At 72.5% G+C, this 19,896-nt stretch carries 20 protein-coding genes; 13 read left to right on the top strand and 7 right to left on the bottom strand.

The genetic code is table 11. From position 1 onward, the window contains the following. Nucleotides 1–34 precede the first annotated feature (34 nt). Nucleotides 35–1,675, top strand: coding sequence for a thiamine pyrophosphate-binding protein (locus tag ACLBWX_RS10825; RefSeq protein WP_447677066.1), 1,641 nt, complete (start codon nt 35–37; stop codon nt 1,673–1,675). 41 nt (nt 1,676–1,716) lie between these two features. Beyond that, nucleotides 1,717–2,733 (top strand): ABC transporter substrate-binding protein, encoded by a 1,017-nt coding sequence (locus ACLBWX_RS10830; RefSeq protein ID WP_447677067.1) that lies wholly within the window; start codon nt 1,717–1,719, stop codon nt 2,731–2,733. 17 nt (nt 2,734–2,750) lie between these two features. Here ACLBWX_RS10830 and ACLBWX_RS10835 read toward each other — a convergent pair whose 3' ends face one another. Continuing rightward, entirely contained in the window at nt 2,751–3,494 is a 744-nt protein-coding gene (locus ACLBWX_RS10835) for a sulfite exporter TauE/SafE family protein (protein WP_447677068.1), read from the bottom strand. 294 nt (nt 3,495–3,788) lie between these two features. On the opposite strand from ACLBWX_RS10835, the gene ACLBWX_RS10840 reads away from it, so the two are divergent. The 7 genes from ACLBWX_RS10840 (at nt 3,789) to sorB (ending at nt 9,940) form a co-directional block, all read left to right on the top strand. Next, the gene (locus tag ACLBWX_RS10840) at nt 3,789–4,106 is read left to right on the top strand and encodes a UxaA family hydrolase (protein ID WP_056468338.1); all 318 of its coding nucleotides are present in this window, start codon (nt 3,789–3,791) and stop codon (nt 4,104–4,106) included. A gap of 25 nt (nt 4,107–4,131) precedes the next feature. Beyond that, nucleotides 4,132–5,394, top strand: coding sequence for a UxaA family hydrolase (locus tag ACLBWX_RS10845; RefSeq protein ID WP_447677069.1), 1,263 nt, complete (start codon nt 4,132–4,134; stop codon nt 5,392–5,394). Nucleotides 5,395–5,483: 89 nt separating this feature from the next. Further along, nucleotides 5,484–6,455 (top strand): NAD(P)-dependent oxidoreductase, encoded by a 972-nt coding sequence (locus ACLBWX_RS10850; RefSeq protein ID WP_447677070.1) that lies wholly within the window; start codon nt 5,484–5,486, stop codon nt 6,453–6,455. 5 nt (nt 6,456–6,460) lie between these two features. Then, nucleotides 6,461–7,450 (top strand): Ldh family oxidoreductase, encoded by a 990-nt coding sequence (locus ACLBWX_RS10855; protein ID WP_447677071.1) that lies wholly within the window; start codon nt 6,461–6,463, stop codon nt 7,448–7,450. Nucleotides 7,451–7,611: 161 nt separating this feature from the next. After that, nucleotides 7,612–8,340, top strand: coding sequence for a GntR family transcriptional regulator (locus ACLBWX_RS10860; RefSeq protein ID WP_447677072.1), 729 nt, complete (start codon nt 7,612–7,614; stop codon nt 8,338–8,340). Between the two features lie 38 nt (nt 8,341–8,378). Then, nucleotides 8,379–9,584: a SorA family sulfite dehydrogenase catalytic subunit gene (gene sorA / locus ACLBWX_RS10865; protein ID WP_447677073.1), complete on the top strand. Its 1,206-nt coding sequence runs from the start codon at nt 8,379–8,381 to the stop codon at nt 9,582–9,584. Nucleotides 9,585–9,607: 23 nt separating this feature from the next. Next, nucleotides 9,608–9,940 (top strand): SorB family sulfite dehydrogenase c-type cytochrome subunit, encoded by a 333-nt coding sequence (gene sorB / locus ACLBWX_RS10870; protein WP_447677074.1) that lies wholly within the window; start codon nt 9,608–9,610, stop codon nt 9,938–9,940. Nucleotides 9,941–9,954: 14 nt separating this feature from the next. Here the strand turns inward: sorB and ACLBWX_RS10875 are convergent, their stop codons facing one another. Then, a complete protein-coding gene (locus ACLBWX_RS10875) occupies nt 9,955–10,197 on the bottom strand; it encodes a hypothetical protein (protein WP_447677075.1) in 243 nt (80 codons plus the stop codon). 134 nt (nt 10,198–10,331) lie between these two features. On the opposite strand from ACLBWX_RS10875, the gene ACLBWX_RS10880 reads away from it, so the two are divergent. After that, nucleotides 10,332–11,417 (top strand): YeiH family protein, encoded by a 1,086-nt coding sequence (locus ACLBWX_RS10880; RefSeq protein ID WP_447677076.1) that lies wholly within the window; start codon nt 10,332–10,334, stop codon nt 11,415–11,417. 50 nt (nt 11,418–11,467) lie between these two features. Here ACLBWX_RS10880 and ACLBWX_RS10885 read toward each other — a convergent pair whose 3' ends face one another. Next, on the bottom strand, nt 11,468–12,574 hold the full coding sequence (locus ACLBWX_RS10885; protein ID WP_447677077.1) for a 2'-deoxycytidine 5'-triphosphate deaminase: 1,107 nt from the start codon (nt 12,572–12,574) through the stop codon (nt 11,468–11,470). 101 nt (nt 12,575–12,675) lie between these two features. Further along, nucleotides 12,676–13,095: a hypothetical protein gene (locus ACLBWX_RS10890; RefSeq protein ID WP_447677078.1), complete on the bottom strand. Its 420-nt coding sequence runs from the start codon at nt 13,093–13,095 to the stop codon at nt 12,676–12,678. 144 nt (nt 13,096–13,239) lie between these two features. On the opposite strand from ACLBWX_RS10890, the gene apaG reads away from it, so the two are divergent. The 3 genes from apaG to speG are packed head-to-tail and all read left to right on the top strand — an operon-like array spanning nt 13,240 to nt 15,404. Then, nucleotides 13,240–13,632 (top strand): Co2+/Mg2+ efflux protein ApaG, encoded by a 393-nt coding sequence (gene apaG, locus ACLBWX_RS10895; protein ID WP_055950877.1) that lies wholly within the window; start codon nt 13,240–13,242, stop codon nt 13,630–13,632. Between the two features lie 4 nt (nt 13,633–13,636). Then, complete coding sequence (gene argE, locus ACLBWX_RS10900) at nt 13,637–14,806, top strand: acetylornithine deacetylase (RefSeq protein WP_447677079.1); 1,170 nt, start codon at nt 13,637–13,639, stop codon at nt 14,804–14,806. A 13-nt stretch (nt 14,807–14,819) separates the two neighbouring features. Beyond that, nucleotides 14,820–15,404 carry a spermidine N1-acetyltransferase gene (gene speG / locus ACLBWX_RS10905; RefSeq protein ID WP_447677080.1) on the top strand — a complete coding sequence of 195 codons (585 nt, stop codon included), beginning with the start codon at nt 14,820–14,822 and terminating at the stop codon, nt 15,402–15,404. A 71-nt stretch (nt 15,405–15,475) separates the two neighbouring features. On the opposite strand, the gene ACLBWX_RS10910 is transcribed toward speG, so the two are convergent. The 3 genes from ACLBWX_RS10910 to ACLBWX_RS10920 form a co-directional block, all read right to left on the bottom strand. Next, entirely contained in the window at nt 15,476–16,690 is a 1,215-nt protein-coding gene (locus ACLBWX_RS10910) for a hypothetical protein (protein ID WP_447677081.1), read from the bottom strand. Nucleotides 16,691–16,864: 174 nt separating this feature from the next. Further along, nucleotides 16,865–17,902 carry an Hsp33 family molecular chaperone gene (locus ACLBWX_RS10915; protein WP_447677082.1) on the bottom strand — a complete coding sequence of 346 codons (1,038 nt, stop codon included), beginning with the start codon at nt 17,900–17,902 and terminating at the stop codon, nt 16,865–16,867. 326 nt (nt 17,903–18,228) lie between these two features. Further along, complete coding sequence (locus ACLBWX_RS10920) at nt 18,229–19,851, bottom strand: NAD-dependent malic enzyme (RefSeq protein ID WP_447677083.1); 1,623 nt, start codon at nt 19,849–19,851, stop codon at nt 18,229–18,231. Nucleotides 19,852–19,896: the final 45 nt, after the last annotated feature.

Below are 19,896 nucleotides of genomic sequence, written 5' to 3' on the forward strand. Positions count from 1 at the left end.
CGCGCCCACCCGACGGATCTCGGAGAGAGACGCCATGGACCAGTCCCGGGGCCGGCCGAGCGGAGCCGACGTCGTCGTCGAGACGCTGGAGCGCCTGGGCGTCACCCGCATCTTCACCCTGTCGGGCAACCACATCATGCCGGTCTTCGATGCCCTCCTGGGCACGGACATCGCGGTGGTGCATGTCCGCCAGGAAGCGGCCTGCGTCCACATGGCCGATGCCTGGGGGCGCCTGACCGGCGAGGTCGGCGTGGCCCTGGTCACCGGCGGCCAGGGGCAGACCAACGGCGCCGCCGCCCTGTTCACGGCGCTCGCGGCGGAGAGCCCGGTCCTCCTCCTCTCGGGCCATGCCGGCCTGTCGGAACTCGGGCGCGGCGCCTTCCAGGAACTCGCCCAGGCCGACATCGCCCGACCCATGGCCAAGGCCTCGTGGACGGCGGCCTCCGTCGACACCCTGGCGGACGACATCGCCCGGGCCATGCGGATCGCCCGCGAGGGCCGGCCCGGCCCCGTCCATCTCAGCCTGCCGGTCGATCTCCTGGAGGCGCCCGCGGCGGCCGCACCGTCGACCCCTCCCGACGCCACGATCCGGATCGGCGAGCCCGGGGCCGAGCTCGTCGCGGCGGTGGCGGCGGAACTCGGCCGCGCCCAGCGCCCCCTGATCCTGTGCGGCCCGGCCGCCTGCGGCCCCGAGGGCCGCGCACGGATGGCCGCGCTGGAAGCGGCCACCGGCGTGCCGGTCCTCGGCATGGAGAGCCCGCGCGGCCTCAACGATCCGAGCCTGGGCGCCTTCGCCGAGGTGCTGGCGCAGGCCGATTGCCTCGTGCTCGTCGGCAAGCCCCTCGATTTCACCCTGAAGTTCGGCGAGGCGCCCGCGGTGGCGCCGGCCTGCCGCTTCGTCGTCGTCGACCCCGACCCGGCGCTCGCCGCGCGGGTCGATCCGGCCCGGCTCGCCGTCTCGGGCACCGCCGACGCGCTGCCCACCCTCGCCGCCCTGGCCCGCGACCCGGGCGAGCCTCGTTCCGGCGGCCGGCCGGACTGGCACGCCGCCGTGCGGGCGGCCGTGGCGTACCGGCCCCCGGACTGGGACGACCGGCGCGCCGCGGAGGGCCGCCTCCATCCGGTGGAGCTGTGCCGCGGCGTCGCCGCCTTCCTCGACCGGCATCCCGGCGGCACGCTGATCTGCGACGGCGGCGAGATCGGGCAATGGCCGCAGGCCCTGGTGCGCGCACCCCGGCGCCTCATCAACGGGGTCTCGGGCACCATCGGCGCGTCCCTGCCCTTCGCCCTGGCGGCCCGGCTCCACGACCCGGCGGGGCCCGTGGTGGCGGTGCTGGGGGACGGCACCTTCGGCTTCCACATGGCCGAGTTCGACACGGCCGTGCGCTACGGCCTGCCCTTCATCGCGGTGGTGGGCAACGATGCCCGCTGGAACGCCGAGTACCAGATCCAGCTGCGCCAGTACGGCGCGGCCCGGGCGCGCCACTGCGACCTCCTGAGCTCGCGCTACGATCGCGTCGCCACGGCGCTCGGCGGCCACGGCGCCCTGGTCACCCGGGCCGAGGATCTGCCCCAGGCCCTGGAGGAGGCCCATGCGAGCGGCCTGCCGGCCTGCCTGAACGTGCTCATCGAGAGCGTGCCCGCACCCGTGATCCGCCGGCCGAAGGCGGGCTGACCGCACAGGCCCCATCACCGCTTCGACCGAGGGAGGTTCACATGCGCCGACGCGAGGTTCTGGCCCGGGGGCTGCTCGGCGCGGGCCTGCCCCTCCTCGCCGGGCTGCGGCCGGCACGCGCCGCGGTGCAGGAGGTCGGCATCGCCCGCCAGCCGAGCCTGGGGCACCTGCCGCTGATGATCATGGAGGAGCAGGGCCTGCTCCGGAAGCACGCCGCCGCGAAGGGCCTGCCGAACCTCGGCGCCCGCTTCGTCACCCTGGCGGGCGGGGCGGCCATGAACGACGCGCTCCTGTCCGGCTCGGTCCAGTTCGTGGCCGGCGGCGTGCCGCCCCTCGTCCTGCTCTGGTCGAAGACCGACGGGACCGGCATGGCGGTGAAGGGCGTGGCGGCGATGAACGCCATGCCGCTCCTCATGAACACCAACGCGGACCGCATCCGGTCCCTCGGCGACTTCACCGACCGGGACAAGATCGCGCTGCCCGCCGTCAAGGTCTCGGTCCAGGCCATGGTCCTGCAGATGGCGGCCGAGAAGGAACTCGGGGAAGCCCGTCGCAACGACCTCGACCGCCTGACCGTGACCCTGTCGCACCCGGACGGCATGGCCGCGCTCCTGGCGGGCCAGGAGGTGAGCGCGCATTTCACCGCCGCGCCGATCCAGGAACTTGAGCTGCGCAAGCCCGGCATCCGCACGATCCTCAACAGCTTCGACGTGCTCGGCGGCCCCGCGACCTTCAACGTGGTCTGGGCCTCCGCCGCCTTCGTGGAGGCCAATCCCACCGTCCACGCCGCCTTCACGGCGGCCCTGGAGGAGGCCGTGGCCGCCATCGCGGCCGATCCGAAGGCGGCCGCGATGGCCTATGCCCGCCTCGCCCGCGACGGGTCGGATGTGGGCCTGATCGCGTCGATCCTCGCCTCGCCCCAGGTCGCCTTCACGACGACGCCCCAGGCGATCCTGCGCTACGTCGACTTCATGGCGCGCACGAAGGCGATCCGGCGCGGGGCCAGGGACTGGCGGGAGCTGTTCTTCGCCAACGTCCATGCCAAGTCCGGCAGCTGACCCCGGGGTCGGCCGCCTCAGTGCAGCAGGCCGGGAAGCGCCAGGGCGGTCGTGGTCAGGCCGATGGCGGCCAGGAGCGCCAGGACGAGGGAGCGGAACCGGCGCTGGTCGATCTTGGCGAAGAGCGACAGCCCGACGAGCACGCTGACCAGCACGATGGGGAGCCCGAGGGCGAGGTCGCCCAGAAGCTCGGGCGGGAACGGGTTGAACACCGCCAGGATCGCCAGGGACCAGACCTGCAGCACCAGGGTGAAGCTCTGGTAGACCGCGCGCTGCGTGCGCGGCTCCCAGCCGCGCACCAGACTCCAGGCGGTGGGAAGCGCGCCCGACAGCCCCGCGATGCCTCCCAGGATGCCCCCGAGGAAGCCGACGGCGCCGTCGCTCCAGGCATTGCCGAATGACACCCGGTAGTCGCTGCGCAGCAGCGACACCCCCGCGCTGTAGAGGATCAGGAACAGCCCGATCAGCACCTTCACCATCTCGGGGTTGAGGTCCTTGAGGAGGTAGATCCCGATCGGCGCGCCGAGCAGGCCCGGGCCGATCATCGCCAGGGCCGTCGCCCGTGGCGGCAGGGTCCGCAGCCGCATCACCGACAGGGCCTGCGAGAGGATGCTGCAGGCGAGGACCAGCGCCGTCGCCTCGATGGGCGCCCGGACCGACAGCAGGGTGCCGGAGGCCACCAGGGCGAAGGCGAAGCCCGTCAGGCCCGAGATGAGGCCCGCGCAGGCGAGGCACAGGACGATCTGGAGGGTCTCGCTCACGTGCGTCTCGGTCTCCGGAGGATCGTCGGGGGGCATCCCCGCACGGGCGGTCCGCACCGTGGGCCAGAATACCCTGAATCCTTGTCTTATATAAGATTCATGACCATTCAAGCGAGGGCCGCGCCGGGCGAGTAAAATCACGCCAGACCTTGCTGAAACGGGGTTGAATTGTGCGGCTGGGGTGCCGTGTCGGACGTCGATCGAGCAATCCCGGTTGACGTCGAAAATTATGATGTCTTATATAAGACTCAGTCGCCGCAAAGAGCCGACGGCGTCACCAAGGAGGATCCCGGAATGAGCAGCCACGCCGGATCGGGCGAGGGGCGGACGAAGCCGCACCTTCTCGCCCACAGCCCGCTGGACAACGTCGCCGTCGCCGTCATCGAAGGGCTCGGCGCCGACACCGACGCGTTCGGCGTCATCACCGAGAACGATTCGACCTTCGCGGTTCATGTCCGCCACGACATCCCGATCGGCCACAAGGTGGCGCTCGCCGACCTGAAGGCGGGCGATACGGCCATCAAGTACGGCCAGGACATCGGCAAGATCATCAAGGACGTCGCCAAGGGCGAGCACGTCCACGTCCAGAACCTCAAGACGAAGCGCTGGTGAGGTCGCGATGCCCGGAGAGTCCATCATGAACGCCCCCGAGACCACCTCCCCCTTCGTCGGCGGAGCCCCCGACCAGTTCGCCTCCCGCGCCCTCGGCTCCGCGCGGCCCTCGGCGGATATCGAGGCCGCCACCTTCATGGGCTGGCGCCGCGAGAACGGCCGCGTCGGCGTGCGCAACCACGTCGTCCTCCTGCCGCTGGACGACCTCTCGAACGCCTCCTGCGAGGCGGTCGCCAACAACGTGAAGGGCACGATGGCCCTCCCCCACGCCTACGGCCGCCTGCAGTTCGGCGAGGACCTGGAGCTCCACTTCCGCACCCTGATCGGCATCGGCTCGAACCCGAACGTCGCCGCCGTGGTGGTCATCGGCATCGAGGACCAGTGGACCAACCGGATCGTCGAGGGCATCGCCAAGACCGGCAAGCCCGTGGTCGGCTTCGGCATCGAGGGACACGGCGACATCGCCACCATCGCCAAGGCGAGCTACCAGGCCAAGCGCTTCGTGCAGTGGGCCACCGAGCTCCCCCGCGAGGAATGCCCGATCTCGGACCTCTGGATCTCGACGAAGTGCGGCGAGTCCGACACCACCACCGGCCTGTCCTCCTGCCCCACCGTGGGCAACCTCTACGACAAGCTGATCCCGCAGGGGATCTACGGCGTGTTCGGCGAGACCTCGGAGATCACCGGCGCCGAGCACCTCTGCCGCGAGCGCGCCGCCACGCCGGAGATCGGCGACAAGTGGTTCGCCATGTGGAAGTCCTACCAGGACGACGTCATCGAGGCCCACAAGACCGACGACCTCTCGGATTCCCAGCCGACCAAGGGCAATATCCTCGGCGGCCTGAGCACCATCGAGGAGAAGGCGCTCGGCAACCTCGAGAAGATCGGTCACGACTGCCGCTACATCGACGCGCTGCAGCCGGCCGAGTCCCCCGCCAGGGGGCCGGGCCTGTACTACATGGACACCTCCTCGGCGGCGGCCGAGTGCGTGACCCTGATGGCGGCGGCGGGCTACGTGGTCCACACCTTCCCCACCGGCCAGGGCAACGTCATCGGCAACCCAATCGTCCCGGTGATCAAGATCACCGGCAACCCCCGCACGGTGCGCACCATGGGCGAGCACATCGACGTCGACGTCTCGGGCGTGCTCACCCGTGAGATGACCATCCCGCAGGCCGGCGATGCCCTGATCGACATGGTGGTGCGGACCGCGAACGGACGGCTCACGGCCGCCGAGTCCCTCGGCCACCGCGAGTTCGTGATGACGAAGCTCTACCGGAGCGCCTGAACGGCGCAGCCTCTCCCGCCGCGTTCCGCCCCGGAACGCGGCGGGCACCGTCCCGCGACGCCGTCCCCCGCAAGCCGAGCCGAAGCGAAATGCCGACGAGCGCAGAGTCACCGACCCGCCGCCCCAAGGTGGTGATCAGCGAATTCATGGACGCGGAGGCCATCGCCTCCGAACTCGCCGGGTTCGCCACGCTCTACGACCCGGCGCTGGTCGACCGGCCGGAGGACCTGCGGGCGGCGCTCGCCGACGCGGACGCCCTCGTGGTCCGCAACCGCACCCAGGTGAACGCGGCCCTCCTGGCCGCCGCCCCCGACCTGAAGGCGGTCGGGCGCCTCGGGGTCGGCCTCGACAACATCGACCTCGCCGCCTGCCGCGCCCGCGGCATCGCCGTCTATCCCGCCACCGGCGCCAACGACGTCGCGGTGGCGGAGTACGTGATCGGCACCGCGATGCTGCTCCTGCGCGGCGCCTACGGCGCCACCGCCGCGGTGGCGGCCGGGACCTGGCCGCGCAACGCCCTGATGGGCCGGGAGATCTCGGGCAAGCGCCTCGGCCTCGTCGGCTTCGGCGCCATCGCCCGCGAGACCGCCCGCCGCGCCCTCGCCCTCGGAATGCGGGTCTCGGCCCACGACCCCTTCCTGCCGGCCGACGACGCGGCCTGGCGGCCCGACGGGGCTGCGGTCGCGCGCGCCGACCTCGACGCCCTCATCGCCGGCAGCGACGTCCTGTCCCTGCACGTGCCGCTGACGCCCGAGACCCGCGGCATGATCGATGCGGCCGCGATCGCCCGGATGCCGGCCGGGGCGGTGCTGATCAACGCCGCGCGGGGCGATGTGGTCGACGGCGCGGCCGTGGCGGCGGCCTTGCGCGCCGGTCACCTCGGCGGGGCCGCCCTCGACGTCTTCCCGCAGGAACCCCTCGATGCCGGCGCCGGCGCCCCCTTCCGCGACGTCCCCAACCTCATCCTGACGCCCCACATCGCCGGGGTGACCCGGGAATCGAACGTGCGCGTGTCCCGCGTCACGGCGCAGGCCGTGCGTCGCCACCTCTCCGAGGGCTGACCCACATGACCACCCTGAGCCTCGCCGCCGCCCACGCCCTCGTCACCGACGCCCTGGTCCGCTGCGGAACGCAGGCGCCCGCCGCCCGCAGCGTCGCCCGCGCCCTCGTGGGCGCCGAGGCCGACGGGCTGAAGGGCCACGGGCTCTCGCGGGTGGCCTCCTATGCGGCCCAGGTCCGGGCCGGCAAGGTGGTGGGCGACGCCGTGGTCGCGGTGACGCGGCCCCGGCCCGGCCTCCTCGCCGTCGACGCCGCCCACGGCTTCGCCTACCCGGCGCTCGACGCGGTGCTGGAGCAGCTTCCGGCCCTGGTCCGGGAGCAGGGCGTCGCCGCGGCCGGCATCCGGCGCTCCCACCATTGCGGCGCGGCCGGCCGCCCCGTCGAGGCCCTGGCCGAGGCCGGCCTCGTGGCGATCCTGCTGGCCAACACTCCCGCCGCCATGGCGCCCTGGGGCGGCTCGCGGGCGGTGTTCGGGACGAACCCCCTCGCCTTCGCCTGCCCCCTGCCCGGCCGCGCGCCCATCGTGGTCGACCTGTCCCTCTCGAAGGTGGCGCGCGGCCCGATCATGGCCGCCCGGCAGCGCGGCGAGGCCATCCCCGAGGGCTGGGCCCTCGACGCGGCCGGGCAGCCGACCACCGACCCGGCCGCGGCCCTCAAGGGCACCATGGTGCCGCTGGGCGACGCCAAGGGCACGGCGCTGGCCCTGATGGTGGAACTCCTCGCGGCCGGCCTGACCGGGGGCCGCTTCGCCGGCGAGGCGAGCTCGTTCCTCGACGCCGAGGGCGATCCGCCCGGCACCGGGCAGCTCGTGATCGCCCTCGCGGCGGATGCCTTCGGCCCCGGGGCCCTGGCCCGGTTCGCGGATCTCGCCGGTTCCATCGAGACGCAGGACGGGGCCCGCCTGCCGGGCGCGCGCCGCCTCGCCCTCCGGGCCCGGGCCGAGGCGGAGGGGCTCGCCGTCCCGGACGCCCTCGTGGCCGAGATCGAGGCCCTCTGAGGATGAAGGCCGACCTTCCGAACGGAGCGCGCCCCCGGCCGCCGGCCCTGCGGGTCGACCGATTGCCCGGAGCCGGCCTCGGCCTTAACGAAGGACGGGACACCGTGCTGGGAAACCTCTCCTTTCCTCCTCCCACGCCCGGGGAGCAGCGGCGCACCGACATGGAACGCACAGGTGGGAATGCGGTGGGTTTCCGGCCGCTCTATCGGCAGGTCTACGACACGCTCCTGCGCCGCCTCGCCGATGCGGTCTGGCAGCCGGGCCAGATCCTGCCCAGCGAGGGCGTCCTCGCGGCCGAGCTCGGCGTCAGCCAGGGCACGGTCCGCAAGGCCCTCGACGCCCTGACCGCCGACAGCCTGCTGGTGCGCCGCCAGGGGCGCGGCACCTTCGTGGCCGAGCACGACGACAAGCAGAGCGTCTTCCGCTTCTTCAAGCTGCGCCCCGACGGGGCGGTGGCCGGCATCCCGACGAGCCGCGTCGTCTCGATCGCGGAGGCCGCGGCCACCCTCGACGAGCGCGACCGCCTCGCCCTCCTGCGCAACGCGCGGGTGGTGCGCCTCGAGCGGGTGCGCGCCCTCGACGGGCGGGTCTGCCTCGTCGAGACCATCGCCGTGCCGTCGAGCCTGTTCCCCGGCCTGGCGGCGATGGAACTTCCGAACACGCTCTACAGCCTCTACGCGACCCGGTTCGGCATCACGATCGCCACCGCGCACGAACGCCTGAAGGCCATCGCGCTCGGCCCCGACCGGGCCTCCCTGCTGGGGATGCCCGCGGGCATCCCGGTCCTCGAGGTCGACCGCGTCGCCGTCGACCTCGAGGACCGGCCGGTGGAGTGGCGCCTGTCGACCTGCCTCACCGAGGACATCCACTACGCCTCCGTCCTGCGATGACCGCGCGGACGCCTTCAGCCGGACGGGGAGATGCCGGAATGACCGAGACCGATCGCCGAACGCTCCTGCGGCAGGCCGGGGCCGGGCTGCTCGGCGCGGCCCTCGCGCCCTTCGCGGCCCGGGCCGGCGAGGCCGTCACCCTGCCGTTCGGCAATGGCGAGCGCCCCCTCGTGGCCTATCCGGGCAAGCGCCCGCTCCTGCAGATGACGGCGCGGCCCCCGCAGCTCGAGACGCCCTTCGCGGTGTTCGACGAGGCCGTGATCACGCCGAACGACGCCTTCTTCGTCCGCTACCACCTCGCCGACATCCCGACCGCCATCGACCCCGAGCGTTTCCGCCTGACGGTGTCGGGGCATGTCGACGGGCCTGTCGCGCTGTCGCTGGCCGCGCTGAAGGCGATGCCGGCCGCCGAGATCGTCGCGGTCAACCAGTGCTCGGGCAATTCGCGCGGCTTCGTCGCGCCCCGCGTCGCCGGCGGGCAGCTCGCCAACGGCGCCATGGGCAACGCCCGCTGGACCGGGGTGCCCCTGAAGGCCGTGCTCGACCGGGCGGGGGTGAAGGCCGGCGCCGTGCAGGTCGTCTTCGAAGGCCTCGACGGCCCGGTCCTGCCCGAGACTCCGGACTTCGCCAAGGCGCTCGGCATCGACCACGCCCGCGACGGCGAGGTGATGCTGGCCTGGGCCATGAACGGGGAGGACCTGCCCTGGCTCAACGGCTATCCCTTACGCCTCGTGGTGCCGGGCTTCTACGGCACCTACTGGGTCAAGCACCTCAACGCGATCACGGTGACGGACAGGCCCTATGAGGGCTTCTGGATGGCGTCGGCCTACCGCATCCCGGACAACGCCTGCGCCTGCGTCGAGCCCGGCCAGGCCCCCAAGGCCACCGTGCCGATCAACCGGTTCACCATCCGCTCCTTCGTCACCAACCTCGCCGACGGCGCCGCGATCCCGGCCGGGCGGACGGCTCTGCGCGGCATCGCCTTCGACGGCGGCTCGGGCATTCGCGCGGTGGCGGTCTCCACCGATGACGGGCGGACCTGGACCGAGGCGACCCTCGGTCCCGATCTCGGACGCTATTCGTTCCGGCCCTGGACCCGATCGGTGGACCTCCCCGCCGGTGCGCATGCGCTCCGGGTCCGGGCGACGGGCAACGACGGCGCGACCCAGCCGATGGAGCCGCTCTGGAATCCGCCGGGCTACCTGCGCAACGTGGTCGAGACCGTTCGGGTGCAGGCAGCGTGAGGATGGGCGAGCGGAGAAACCGGATGACCTATCGCCCCCTCGCGGCGGCGCTGGCCGCCAGCGGCCTCCTGGCCGGACCCTGGGCCGGCCTTCCGGCGGCCGCCGCGCCGCGGAGCTACGACCTGCCGGAGCCGACCACGCAGCTGCGCCCGGCCTCCGGCCACGAGGCCGGCCTCGCGGCGGCCGAGGCCAATTGCCAGAGCTGCCACTCGGTCGACTACATCGCGATGCAGCCGCCGGGGAAGGGGGCGGCCTTCTGGACCAGCGAGGTGACGAAGATGCGCAAGGTCTATCACGCGCCGATCAGCGAGGCCGACGGCAAGGCCATCGCCGAATACCTCGCGGCGGCGTACTAGACGACGGGACCGTCCTACAGGATGGCGGTGATGAAGGCGGCAACCTGCGCATGAGCGTTCGCGACCATCTGCGCCACCGGCTCGTCCGCCAGGTAGACGCGGCTCGCCGTCAGGACGGCGGCGACCAGCCAGAAGCCGACCACGGCGACGCTGCGCGCCCGGCGGTCGCCCGCGCTGGCCGTACCCTGGCAGGCGATCTCGACGGGTTCGCCGAAGGGATCGTAGGCCATCGCCGCAGTGTCGGACCGGTTGCTCATGGGGGTGAATGTCGCGCTTCGACCCTGCCCGATCAATGGATGGGTTTTGCGAAGATTTTCGCCAGGGGAGAGCATTGTTCTCGCAGGCGAGCCCGGGGCAGAATTTCCTTCCGATTGCCTCACGGAAAGGCAGCATGAGCACCAAGAGCATGACGACGGCCCCGACCGGGGCGGGGAGACCGGGGGCCGCCGGCGGCCGGATCGCCTCGCTCGTGCCGGGCCTCCTCGTCTGCCTCGCCGTCACGGTCGCGGCGCTGGCCGTGCAGGCCCTGGAGGAGCGCGCCACGGGCCATCCCTACGTCGAGGCCCTGGTCATCGCGATCCTGCTGGGGATCGCGCTGCGCACCCTGTGGAGCCCGGGCGAGCGCTACCGGGCCGGGATCGCGTTCTCGGCCAAGCAGGTGCTCGAACTCGCCGTCACCCTGCTCGGCGCCTCGATCAGCCTCGGGGCCATCGTGGCCTCCGGGACGAGCCTCCTCGTCGGCATCGTCGCCACGGTGGTGCTGGCGATCGTGGCCAGCTACGCCATCTGCCGGGTGCTGGGCCTGCCGCCCCGCATGGCGATCCTGGTGGCCTGCGGCAACGCCATCTGCGGCAACTCCGCCATCGCCGCGGTGGCGCCGGTGATCGGGGCCGACAGCAAGGACGTGGTGGCGGCTATCGCCTTCACGGCGGTGCTCGGCGTGCTGATGGTGCTGGGCCTGCCCCTGTTCATCCCCCTCGTCGGCCTGTCCGAGCACCAGTACGGCACGCTGGCGGGCCTCACCGTCTACGCGGTGCCGCAGGTGCTCGCCGCCACGGTGCCGGTCGGCATCCTGGCGACCCAGGTCGGCACCCTGGTCAAGCTCGTGCGCGTCCTGATGCTCGGGCCCGTCGTGGTGGCCTTCTCGTTCATCGCGCCGTACCTGCCGGCGGAAGGCGGCTCGGCCAAGGGCCGCCCCGGCCGGCTCGGGTTCTTCAAGATCGTGCCCTGGTTCATCCTGGGCTTCCTGGCGCTCGCGACCCTGCGCTCGCTCGGGCTCGTCCCGGACGCGGCCTCCCAGCCGGTGACGCGTCTGGCGGGCCTCCTCACCGTGGTGTCGATGGCGGCGCTGGGCCTCGGCGTCGACGTGCGGGTGCTGGCGCGGGTCGGCGGCCGGGTCACACTGGCGGTGACCGGCTCCCTCGTCGTCCTCCTGGCCGTCAGCCTGTCGCTGATCTGGGCCCTGAGAATCGCCTGAGCGCCGGGCGCGCCTCGGGCGCAGGGCTTGTCTCAGGCGAAGTGCTTGTCTCAGGCGAAGTGCTTGGAGAGCTTCAGCCCCTGGGCCTGGTAGTTCGAGCCGGCGCCCGCCCCGTACAGGGTGGCGGGACGCTCGGCCATGCGCTCGTAGACGAGGCGGCCGACGATCTGGCCGTCCTCCAGCAGGAACGGCACGTCGCGCGAGCGCACCTCGAGGACGGCGCGGGCCCCCGCGCCGCCGGCGGCGGCGAAGCCGAAGCCCGGATCGAAGAAGCCCGCGTAGTGGACCCGGAATTCGCCCACCAGGGGGTCGAAGGGCACCATCTCGGCGGCGAAATCGGGTGGCACCTGCACCGCCTCCTTCGAGGCCAGGATGTAGAACTGGCCGGGATCGAGGATCAGCGCCCGCGACGGGTCGGCGTGCAGGGGCTCCCAGAAATCCGCCGCCCGGTGGGCGCCGGGCGCGTCGACGTCGACGAGCCCGGTATGGCGCCGGGCGCGGTAGCCGATGAGGCCCGAGAAGCCCGCGAGGTCGATGGAGACCCCGATCCCGCCCTGGAAGGTCGGGTTCGGGGCGTCGACCAGGGGCGAGGCCGCGTGCAGCGCCGCGAGCTCGGTATCGGTGAGCCGGGGCTCGCCGCGCCGGAATCGGATCTGCGACAGGCGCGAGCCGGTCCGGACCTTCACCGGAAAGGTGCGGGGCGAGATCTCGGCATAGAGCGGCCCGTGATAGCCGGCCTCGACCTGGTCGAAGGCGGCACCCCGGTCGGTGATGACGCGGGTGAAGACGTCGATGCGCCCGGTCGAGCTCTTCGGATTGGCGCTTGCGGCGAGGTCGCCCGGCAGGGCGAGGTGCTCCTGCAACTCGGCGATGTAGACGCAGCCGGTCTCGAGCACGGCCCCGTTCCGCAGGTCCATCTCGTGCAGCGCGAAGGCCGCGATGCAGGCGGAGACCGTGCGGGTGCCGGGCAGGAAGCTGGTGCGCACGCGGAACACCCGGGCGCCGAGGCGCAGGTCGAGGCTCGCGGGCTGGATCTGGTCCGGCGCGTAGGGCGTGTCCGGCCGGATCGCGCCCGCACGCGTCAGGGCCTCGATCCCGCCCGCGGCCCAAATCCCGTGCCGGCGGCCCGCCGCCTCGTCCTGCATCGCGTCCGGCATCCGTTCGCACCACCCGCTCGTCCATCGGGCACCACCCCGGCGCGGCCGGGGCGGGAACGCCGCATTCTGCACGAAATGCGGCCGGATCGCCTAAGGTCCGGTTAAGCCTCCGGATCCCGGTCGATCCGCAGCACGATCCAGGCGAGGGCGAGGCGCGCGATGGCGCCCATGGCGATCAGCCCCGCAACGGCGCTGGCCAGGATCGGAAATCCGGCCGGCCAGAGCGCCAGGGCGACCGCGAACAGGACCGCGCCGAGGCCGGCGGCCGGTCCGAAGGCCAGCACCAGGGAGGGCAGACCGGCGATCCGCGGCGGGCCTCCCCCGCGACGGGACAGCCAGGCCCCCGCCGCCTGGGCCAGGCCGTCGAGGACCAGCGCCGCGGCGAGCGCCAGGGCGGCCCAGCCGTTGTGCTCGGGCGCGGCCCAGGCGAAGGCGCCGGTCAGCCCCGCCAGGGCGAGGCTGCCGAGAAGCGCCCGGCCGGCCGACGGGACGCGCAGGCGCGAAACGGTCTCCTCGACCACGGGACACGGACCTCGATCTTGCGCGGGCACCCCCGCATTCGCCGCGATTGACGCGGTTTTGCCAGGGCCGTACCACGGCGCCCTGTGCTTGTCGCGAACGCAGCGCGCTCGGGGTTCAGGTCCGGCCAGGGAGGCATGACGGGGATGTACAAGGCTCAGACGCGCGGAATCAGCGTGACCGTGATGCCACGCTTCGTCGAGGAAGAATCGTCGCCGGCCGAGAGCCGCTACTTCTTCGCCTACACGGTCGAGATCGTGAACAACGGTCCCGAGCAGGTGCAGCTGCGCTCCCGCCACTGGCGCATCGTCGACGGGCGCGGCGAGACGCAGGAGGTCCGCGGCGCCGGCGTCGTCGGCAAGCAGCCGGTGCTCGAGCCGGGCGAATCGTTCAGCTACACGAGCGGATGCCCCCTCACCACGCCGGACGGCCTGATGGCCGGCAGCTACACCATGGCGACCCATGGCGGCGAGAGCTTCGAGGCGGAGATCCCGGCCTTCTCCCTCGATTCGCCCCACGTCCGCCGCAGCGTGCACTAGGATCATGTCCGAAGGCCCGCGCCCGGAGACCCTCGACTGGCTGGCGCGGCTCGTGGCCTTCGACACCGAGAGCGCGAAATCGAATCTCGCGCTCGTCGACAGCGTGGCGGCCTCCCTCGACGGTCTCGGCGTGCCCTTCGTCCGGGTGCCCAACGCGACCGGCGACAAGGCGGCCCTGTTCGCGACCATCGGCCCGATGGTCGACGGCGGCGTCGTGCTCTCGGGCCATACCGACGTGGTGCCGGTGACGGGCCAGGCCTGGAGCACAGACCCCTTCACCCTGCGGGTGGCGGACGGGCGCGCCTACGGGCGCGGCGCCGTCGACATGAAGGGCTTCTGCGCCCTGGCGCTCGCGGCGATCCCGCGCTTTCGCGCCGCCGACCTCAAGCGCCCGATCCACATCCTCCTGTCCTACGACGAGGAGACCACCTGCCTGGGCGTGACCGACACCATCGCGCGCTTCGGGGCCGACCTGCCGCGCCCGGCCGCCGTCATCGTCGGCGAGCCCACCGACCTGGAGGTGGCCGACGCGCACAAGAGCATCGTCACCTACCTCACGACCGTGCACGGGCACGAGGCGCATTCGGCGAAACCCATGCTCGGCGCCAACGCCGTGATGGCGGCGGCCGACCTCGTCGCGGAGCTGAACCGGATCGCCGACGCGATGATCGCCCGGGGCGATGCCTCGGGGCGTTTCGACCCGCCCGCCACCACCGTGCATGTGGGCACCATCGCGGGCGGCACGGCCCGCAACATCCTGCCCAAGGTCTGCACCTTCCACTGGGAGTTCCGCGGCCTGCCCGACCTCGACATGGGCGAGATCCCGGCCCTGTTCGAGGCCAAGGTGCGCACGGTGCTGCGCGACCGGCTCAACCGCTACGGCGATTACGGGCGGATCGAGACGCTGGAGGAGGTCTCGGTGCCGGGCCTCGCGCCCGAGCCCGGCTCGGCGGCCGAGCGGCTGGCGCTCCGGGTGGCGGAGCGCAACCACACGATCTCGGTGCCCTACGCCACCGAGGCCGGGCGCTTCCAGGTCGCCGGCATCCCCACCGTGGTCTGCGGCCCCGGCTCCATCGACCAGGCCCATCAGCCGGACGAGTACATCACCCTGGCGGCGCTGCGCGCCGGTGAGGCCTTCATGGACCGCCTCATCGCCGAATGCGTGGCGCCATGAGGGCCTTCGGATCATGACCGTCTTCACGCCCCGCACCATCGCGGCGGACGGGCCGGTGAAGCTGCGCCCGCTGGAGCGCGAGGACCTGATGTTCGTGCATCAGCTCAACAACAACGACAGCATCATGCGCTACTGGTTCGAGGAGGCCTACGAGTCCTTCGCCGAACTGGCGCAGCTCTACGAGCGCAACATCCACAACCAGACCGAGCGGCGCTTCATCATCGCCAATTCGGAGGGCGCGCCCGCCGGCCTCGTCGAGCTCGTGGAGATCAACCACCTGCACCGACGCTGTGAATTCCAGATCGCGATCCACCCGGCCTTCCAGGGCCAGGGCTATGCCCCGCGCGCCACGCGCATCGCCATGGACTACGCCTTCAGCGTCCTGAACATCCACAAGCTCTACCTGCATGTCGACAAGGACAATGCCCGCGCGGTGCGGATCTACGAGCGCTGCGGTTTCGAGCCCGAGGGCATCCTGAAGGACGAGTTCTTCGTCAACGGCAAGTACCGCGACGCGGTGCGGATGTGCCTGTTCCAGCCGGCCTACCTCGCCCGCCGGGGCGGCGGCGACATCTCCGATCCGGTCCTGAAGGCCTGAAGCCCGGCGGCGTGTCCGGACATGGCGCAGCGCCGGACCTCTGCGACGAGGCCCGGCGCCACGTTCTGCGTTCAGTTGCGGCCCGCGCCGCCCTGCCCGCCCGTGCGCTCGCCGGCACCGCCACCGCTCATGCTGCCGTTCTTGCTGCCGTTCTTGCCGTCCTGCGCGCCGGCATTCATGCCGCGCTCGGGGCCGCCGGTCCGGCCGCCGGTGTTCATGGTGCCGCGCTCGGCGCCGCCCGACCGGTCGGCCGCGTTGCGGATGCCCGAGCCCTCCGTCCCGCGGCCGCGGTTCGTGTCCCGCTCGGCCGAGGCGCCGTCGCGGCCGCCCTGCCGGCGGGGATCGGCGTTGCGGATGCCGTCGCGCGACGTCTCCTGGTTCGCGCGGACGTTTCGCGTGGTCTCCTGCCGGGTGTCACGCCGCTCGTCGGTGCGGGACGAGACGGCCTTGCCCCGGAAACTCCGCTCCTCGAAGCGGGCACCGACGGTGCCGCCACGGCGCTCGGTCACCGTCAGGCGGCGGTACTCGGGCGAGCCGTAGACCACGCGCTGGCCGCGCACGACCACGAAGCGGGTGCCGGGACGGCGGGTGGTCGTCTCCTCGATGCTGACGAGGCGACGGTACCGGGGCGAGCCGTAGAGGACGCGCTGACCCCGGATGGTCACGTAGCGCCGGCGCGAGCGCTCGACCACGCGGTCGCCGCCGCGGTGTTCGATGGTGACGAGGCGACGGTATTCCGGCGAGCCGTAGACCACGCGCTGGCCGCCGATGACGACGAAGCGGCCGGAGCGGCGCCCGCCCTCGAAACGCTCGCGGCGGGATTCGCTGCGGGTGTCGACCGAGACGCGCTCGCGCGGCTCGCGGCCGCTGACCCGGTCGTCCCGGGACGAGGTCCGGGTGGCCCGGTCGCCGCGCGCGCCGTCGCGGTCACCCCGGTCGGTGCCGCGGGACTGCGAATCCCTGCCCTGGAATTCCCTACTCTGGGATTCCCGGCCCTGGGTATCCCGGGCCGCCGTGTCGCCGCGGCCGCCGGTCTCCATGCGCCCCCCCTCGCGGCGTCCGCCGGCCTCGGCCCGGCCGCCCGTCTCGCCGCGGGTCCCGGCATTGCCCGCGGCGCTTCCGCCCGAAATCCCGTCGGTGCCGCCCTGGCTGCGCGCGGCCGAACCGCCGCGGCCCCCCGCCTCGCTGCCGCCGGCCTGGCCCGCACCCTGGGCGTAGGCCGAGGTCGTCATCAGCAGGGCGGTCAAGCCAACGACGAGATTCTTGCCAACCACGAATGTCTTCATCGACGTTCCTCCTGAGCTCTTGTTGAGCACTCTTGAGGAACCCCAAACGTCGAAACCTCAGAAACGGTTCAAATACAAACCTCGGCTGCAAGGGCGATCACTTGCAGCGTCTTGTACTCTACGACAGTCAAGCTTGGCGATGCTGCCGCGACACCTGCTGCGGCAGCATCGTCGTCAGTTTCCGGACTGAGCCGCCACTTCGGCTTCCACCGCCGCCGGATCGAGGTCGTAGCGCCGCGAGCAGAACTCGCAGGTGATGCCGATGCGACCGTCATCGGCGATCATGTCCCGGCGCTCCTGGGGCGAGAACGAGGTGATCATGCCCATCACGCGCTCGGGCGAGCAGCGGCACTGCTCGCGCACGCCCTGCGCCTCGAACACCCGCACGCCGCGCTCGTGGAACAGGCGGTAGAGCAGGCGCTCGGCCGAGACCTCCGGGTCGACGAGCTCGTGGTCCTCGATGGTGGAGACGAGGCTGCGCGCCTCGACCCAGGCATCGTCCTCGGGCACGCCGTTCGCGTCGAGGTGCACGTGACCCTCGGGGATGTCGCCCGGGGGCAGGTCGGCGAGGCGCGCCCGGTCGATGGATTGCGGCAGGAACTGCACCAGCAGGCCGCCGGCCCGGTAGGTCCGGGCGCCGCCGGCATATTGCTCGGCCACCGCGAGGCGGACCTGGGTCGGGATCTGCTCGGACTGGCGGAAATACTGGTGCGCCGCCTCCTCCAGGCTCTGGCCCTCCAGGGCGACGACGCCCTGGTAGCGGCTGCTGGCCGGGCCCTGGTCGATGGTCATGGCGAGGTGGCCCTGCCCGATCAGGTCCTGGTCCTGCAGCGGCCCGACGCCGAGGGCCTCCACCCGCGCCGTGTCGAAGCGCGCGGTGGCGCGCAGGCGGTCGGGCGCCTCGAAGTCGACGACCACCATCTCGACCGGGCCGTCGGTCTTGGTCTGGAGCTGGAAGCGGCCCTCGAACTTCAGGGACGAGCCGAGGAGCACGGTGAGGGCCGCGGCCTCCCCGAGGAGGCGCGCCACCGCGTCGGGATAGCCGTGGCGGCGCAGGATGGTGTCGACGGCGGGGCCGAGGCGGACCACCCGGCCGCGCACGTCCAGCGCCTCGACGGCGAAGGGCAGCACCACGTCGTCGTCGCCCTCGATGGCGACGGGGGTCTCGCGCTGGGCGGACATCTGTCCGGTGGGGGTCTGTCCGGTGCTCATGCTGACTCCGCGCGGGTTCGACGGATGAGAGACGGGGGCCTCTTCCCTGTCCGGCGCCCGTCGCGCGGCACGGCGGCTCCACGGACCCGGCCCGATCTCCCCGGCGGGGGATGACCGGAACCGGCCGCGGGGAGCCGTCACCGCCGCTCGGACACGCGGCATGCGGAAGGGAGGCAGGACGCGGGCCCGTCCGCGCTCGGGCCGTCCGCCGACCCTATATGGCGTGTATCGGCCGGTTTCGCACGCCCTTCCCGCGTCCCGAAGCGCCTCCGTGACGATCGGCGGCCCTCTCCGGATTTTCCGCCTGCCCCGATCCGCCGACGGCCTCAGCCCGGCTCGGCCTCGTAGCGCGGCCTGTAGCGCAGACCCTTGAGGAAGGCGCGGATGTCGGCCGGGCGCGCGACGGTCGCCTGTCCCGCGTCGAAGATGGCCTCGGCCACGCGCGTCGCGGTGGTCAGTTCCGTCTCCAGGATCTGGGTCTGGCGCGGGAACAGCATGCCCCGGTCGCGGTCGGCCCGGCTGACCTGATCGGCCGTGCCGTATGCGGCGGCGATGAACAGCGCGTCGTCGATGCGGCTGGGCCGGGTCGCATAGACGGCGAGGCCGATGGCGGGGAAGATGTAGACGTTGTTCGCCTGCCCCGGATGGAGGGTCCGGCCTTCGATCGCGACCTCCGGAAACTGGACGCCGCAGGCGACGAGCGCCCGGCCGCCCGTCCAGGCATAGGCCTGTTCCGGCGTGCACTCGGCGTTGTCCGTGGGGTTGGAGAGCGGGAAGATGACCGGCTGCGCACAGAGGCCCGCCATGGCCTTCACCACCGATTCGGTGAAGAGGCCGCCGACGGTGGAGACGCCGACGAGGACGGTGGGCTTGACCTGCGCGACCGCCTCGGCGAGGTCCCGGGTCGGCGTCCAGTCGTGGGCGTAGGGCCGCTGCGAGGGGTTGAGGTCGTCGCGCCCGGCCGCGATGAGCCCATCGACGTCGAACATCGCGATGCGGCTCCGGGCCGTGTCGGCATCCGCGCCCTCCCGCACCATGGCCTCGACGATCAGGCCGGCGATGCCGATGCCGGCCGAGCCCGCGCCGGCGAAGAGGATCCGCTGATCGGCCAGCGTCTCCCCCTTGATCTGCAGGGCGGTGGCGAGCCCCGCGAGGGCGACGCCCGCCGTCCCCTGGATGTCGTCGTTGTAGACGAGGTAGCGGTCCTTGTAGCGGGCGAGGAGTCGGATCGCGTCGTCGCCCTTCCAATCCTCGAAGTGCACGCAGACGCCCGGGAACACCGCGTTGGCCGCCGCCATGAACGCGTCCACGACGGCGTCCACCGCGTCCGGTTCGGGCGGTGCCTCGCGAAGGCCGGTATAGAGCGCATCGGCCCGCAGGGCGGCGTTGGTGGTGCCGAGGTCGAGGTGGACCGGCAGCAGGCATCCCGGCGGCACCCCCGCGCAGGCCGTGTAGAGCTGGAGCTTGCCGATCGGGATCGGCGCGCCGTTCGCGCCGATGTCGCCGAGGCCGAGGATGCGTCCGCCCGATGAGACGCAGATGAAGCGCACGTCCCGGGTGGGCCAGTTGCGGAGGATCTCGGCGAAGCGCTCCGCCATGTGCCGGTTGAGGTACATGCCCTGCGGCTCGCGGTAGATGTGGCCGTAGGTGAGGCAGGTATCCGCGATGGTGGGGTCGTACACGACCGGCACGAACCGGGCCGGGTCCGACATCAGCGTGGCGAAGAACAGCGTCTCGTTCCGGACGCTGAGTTCCTGAAGGTAGATGTAGCGCTCGAGGTCGGTGGGCTTGGCGTCGAGGTGGCCGAGCACGCGCTCGACCTGGCGCTCCAGGGTCTCGACCGCCGTGGGCAGGAGCCCTTCGAGGCCGCGCGCGCGCCGCTCGGCCTCGGTGAACGCGGTTCCCCGGTGGGTGGCGCCGGCGCTGCGGGCGACGTGAATCGGGGACATCCGGCTTCCTTCCTGGCTCTCGGGACGCTGAGGCGCGTCACGGTC

The organism is Methylobacterium sp. M6A4_1b, from assembly GCF_053345175.1.

Bases quoted from the DNA above. Each gene is read 5' to 3' on its own strand.
- ACLBWX_RS10825 (WP_447677066.1), top strand. From the start codon at position 35: ATGGACCAGTCCCGGGGCCGGCCGAGCGGAGCCGACGTCGTCGTCGAG.
- ACLBWX_RS10830 (WP_447677067.1), top strand. From the start codon at position 1,717: ATGCGCCGACGCGAGGTTCTGGCCCGGGGGCTGCTCGGCGCGGGCCTG.
- ACLBWX_RS10840 (WP_056468338.1), top strand. From the start codon at position 3,789: ATGAGCAGCCACGCCGGATCGGGCGAGGGGCGGACGAAGCCGCACCTT.
- ACLBWX_RS10845 (WP_447677069.1), top strand. From the start codon at position 4,132: ATGAACGCCCCCGAGACCACCTCCCCCTTCGTCGGCGGAGCCCCCGAC.
- ACLBWX_RS10850 (WP_447677070.1), top strand. From the start codon at position 5,484: ATGCCGACGAGCGCAGAGTCACCGACCCGCCGCCCCAAGGTGGTGATC.
- ACLBWX_RS10855 (WP_447677071.1), top strand. From the start codon at position 6,461: ATGACCACCCTGAGCCTCGCCGCCGCCCACGCCCTCGTCACCGACGCC.
- ACLBWX_RS10860 (WP_447677072.1), top strand. From the start codon at position 7,612: ATGGAACGCACAGGTGGGAATGCGGTGGGTTTCCGGCCGCTCTATCGG.
- sorA (WP_447677073.1), top strand. From the start codon at position 8,379: ATGACCGAGACCGATCGCCGAACGCTCCTGCGGCAGGCCGGGGCCGGG.
- sorB (WP_447677074.1), top strand. From the start codon at position 9,608: ATGACCTATCGCCCCCTCGCGGCGGCGCTGGCCGCCAGCGGCCTCCTG.
- ACLBWX_RS10875 (WP_447677075.1), bottom strand. From the start codon at position 10,197: ATGAGCAACCGGTCCGACACTGCGGCGATGGCCTACGATCCCTTCGGC.
- ACLBWX_RS10880 (WP_447677076.1), top strand. From the start codon at position 10,332: ATGAGCACCAAGAGCATGACGACGGCCCCGACCGGGGCGGGGAGACCG.
- ACLBWX_RS10885 (WP_447677077.1), bottom strand. From the start codon at position 12,574: ATGCCGGACGCGATGCAGGACGAGGCGGCGGGCCGCCGGCACGGGATT.
- apaG (WP_055950877.1), top strand. From the start codon at position 13,240: ATGTACAAGGCTCAGACGCGCGGAATCAGCGTGACCGTGATGCCACGC.
- argE (WP_447677079.1), top strand. From the start codon at position 13,637: ATGTCCGAAGGCCCGCGCCCGGAGACCCTCGACTGGCTGGCGCGGCTC.
- speG (WP_447677080.1), top strand. From the start codon at position 14,820: ATGACCGTCTTCACGCCCCGCACCATCGCGGCGGACGGGCCGGTGAAG.
- ACLBWX_RS10910 (WP_447677081.1), bottom strand. From the start codon at position 16,690: ATGAAGACATTCGTGGTTGGCAAGAATCTCGTCGTTGGCTTGACCGCC.
- ACLBWX_RS10915 (WP_447677082.1), bottom strand. From the start codon at position 17,902: ATGAGCACCGGACAGACCCCCACCGGACAGATGTCCGCCCAGCGCGAG.
- ACLBWX_RS10920 (WP_447677083.1), bottom strand. From the start codon at position 19,851: ATGTCCCCGATTCACGTCGCCCGCAGCGCCGGCGCCACCCACCGGGGA.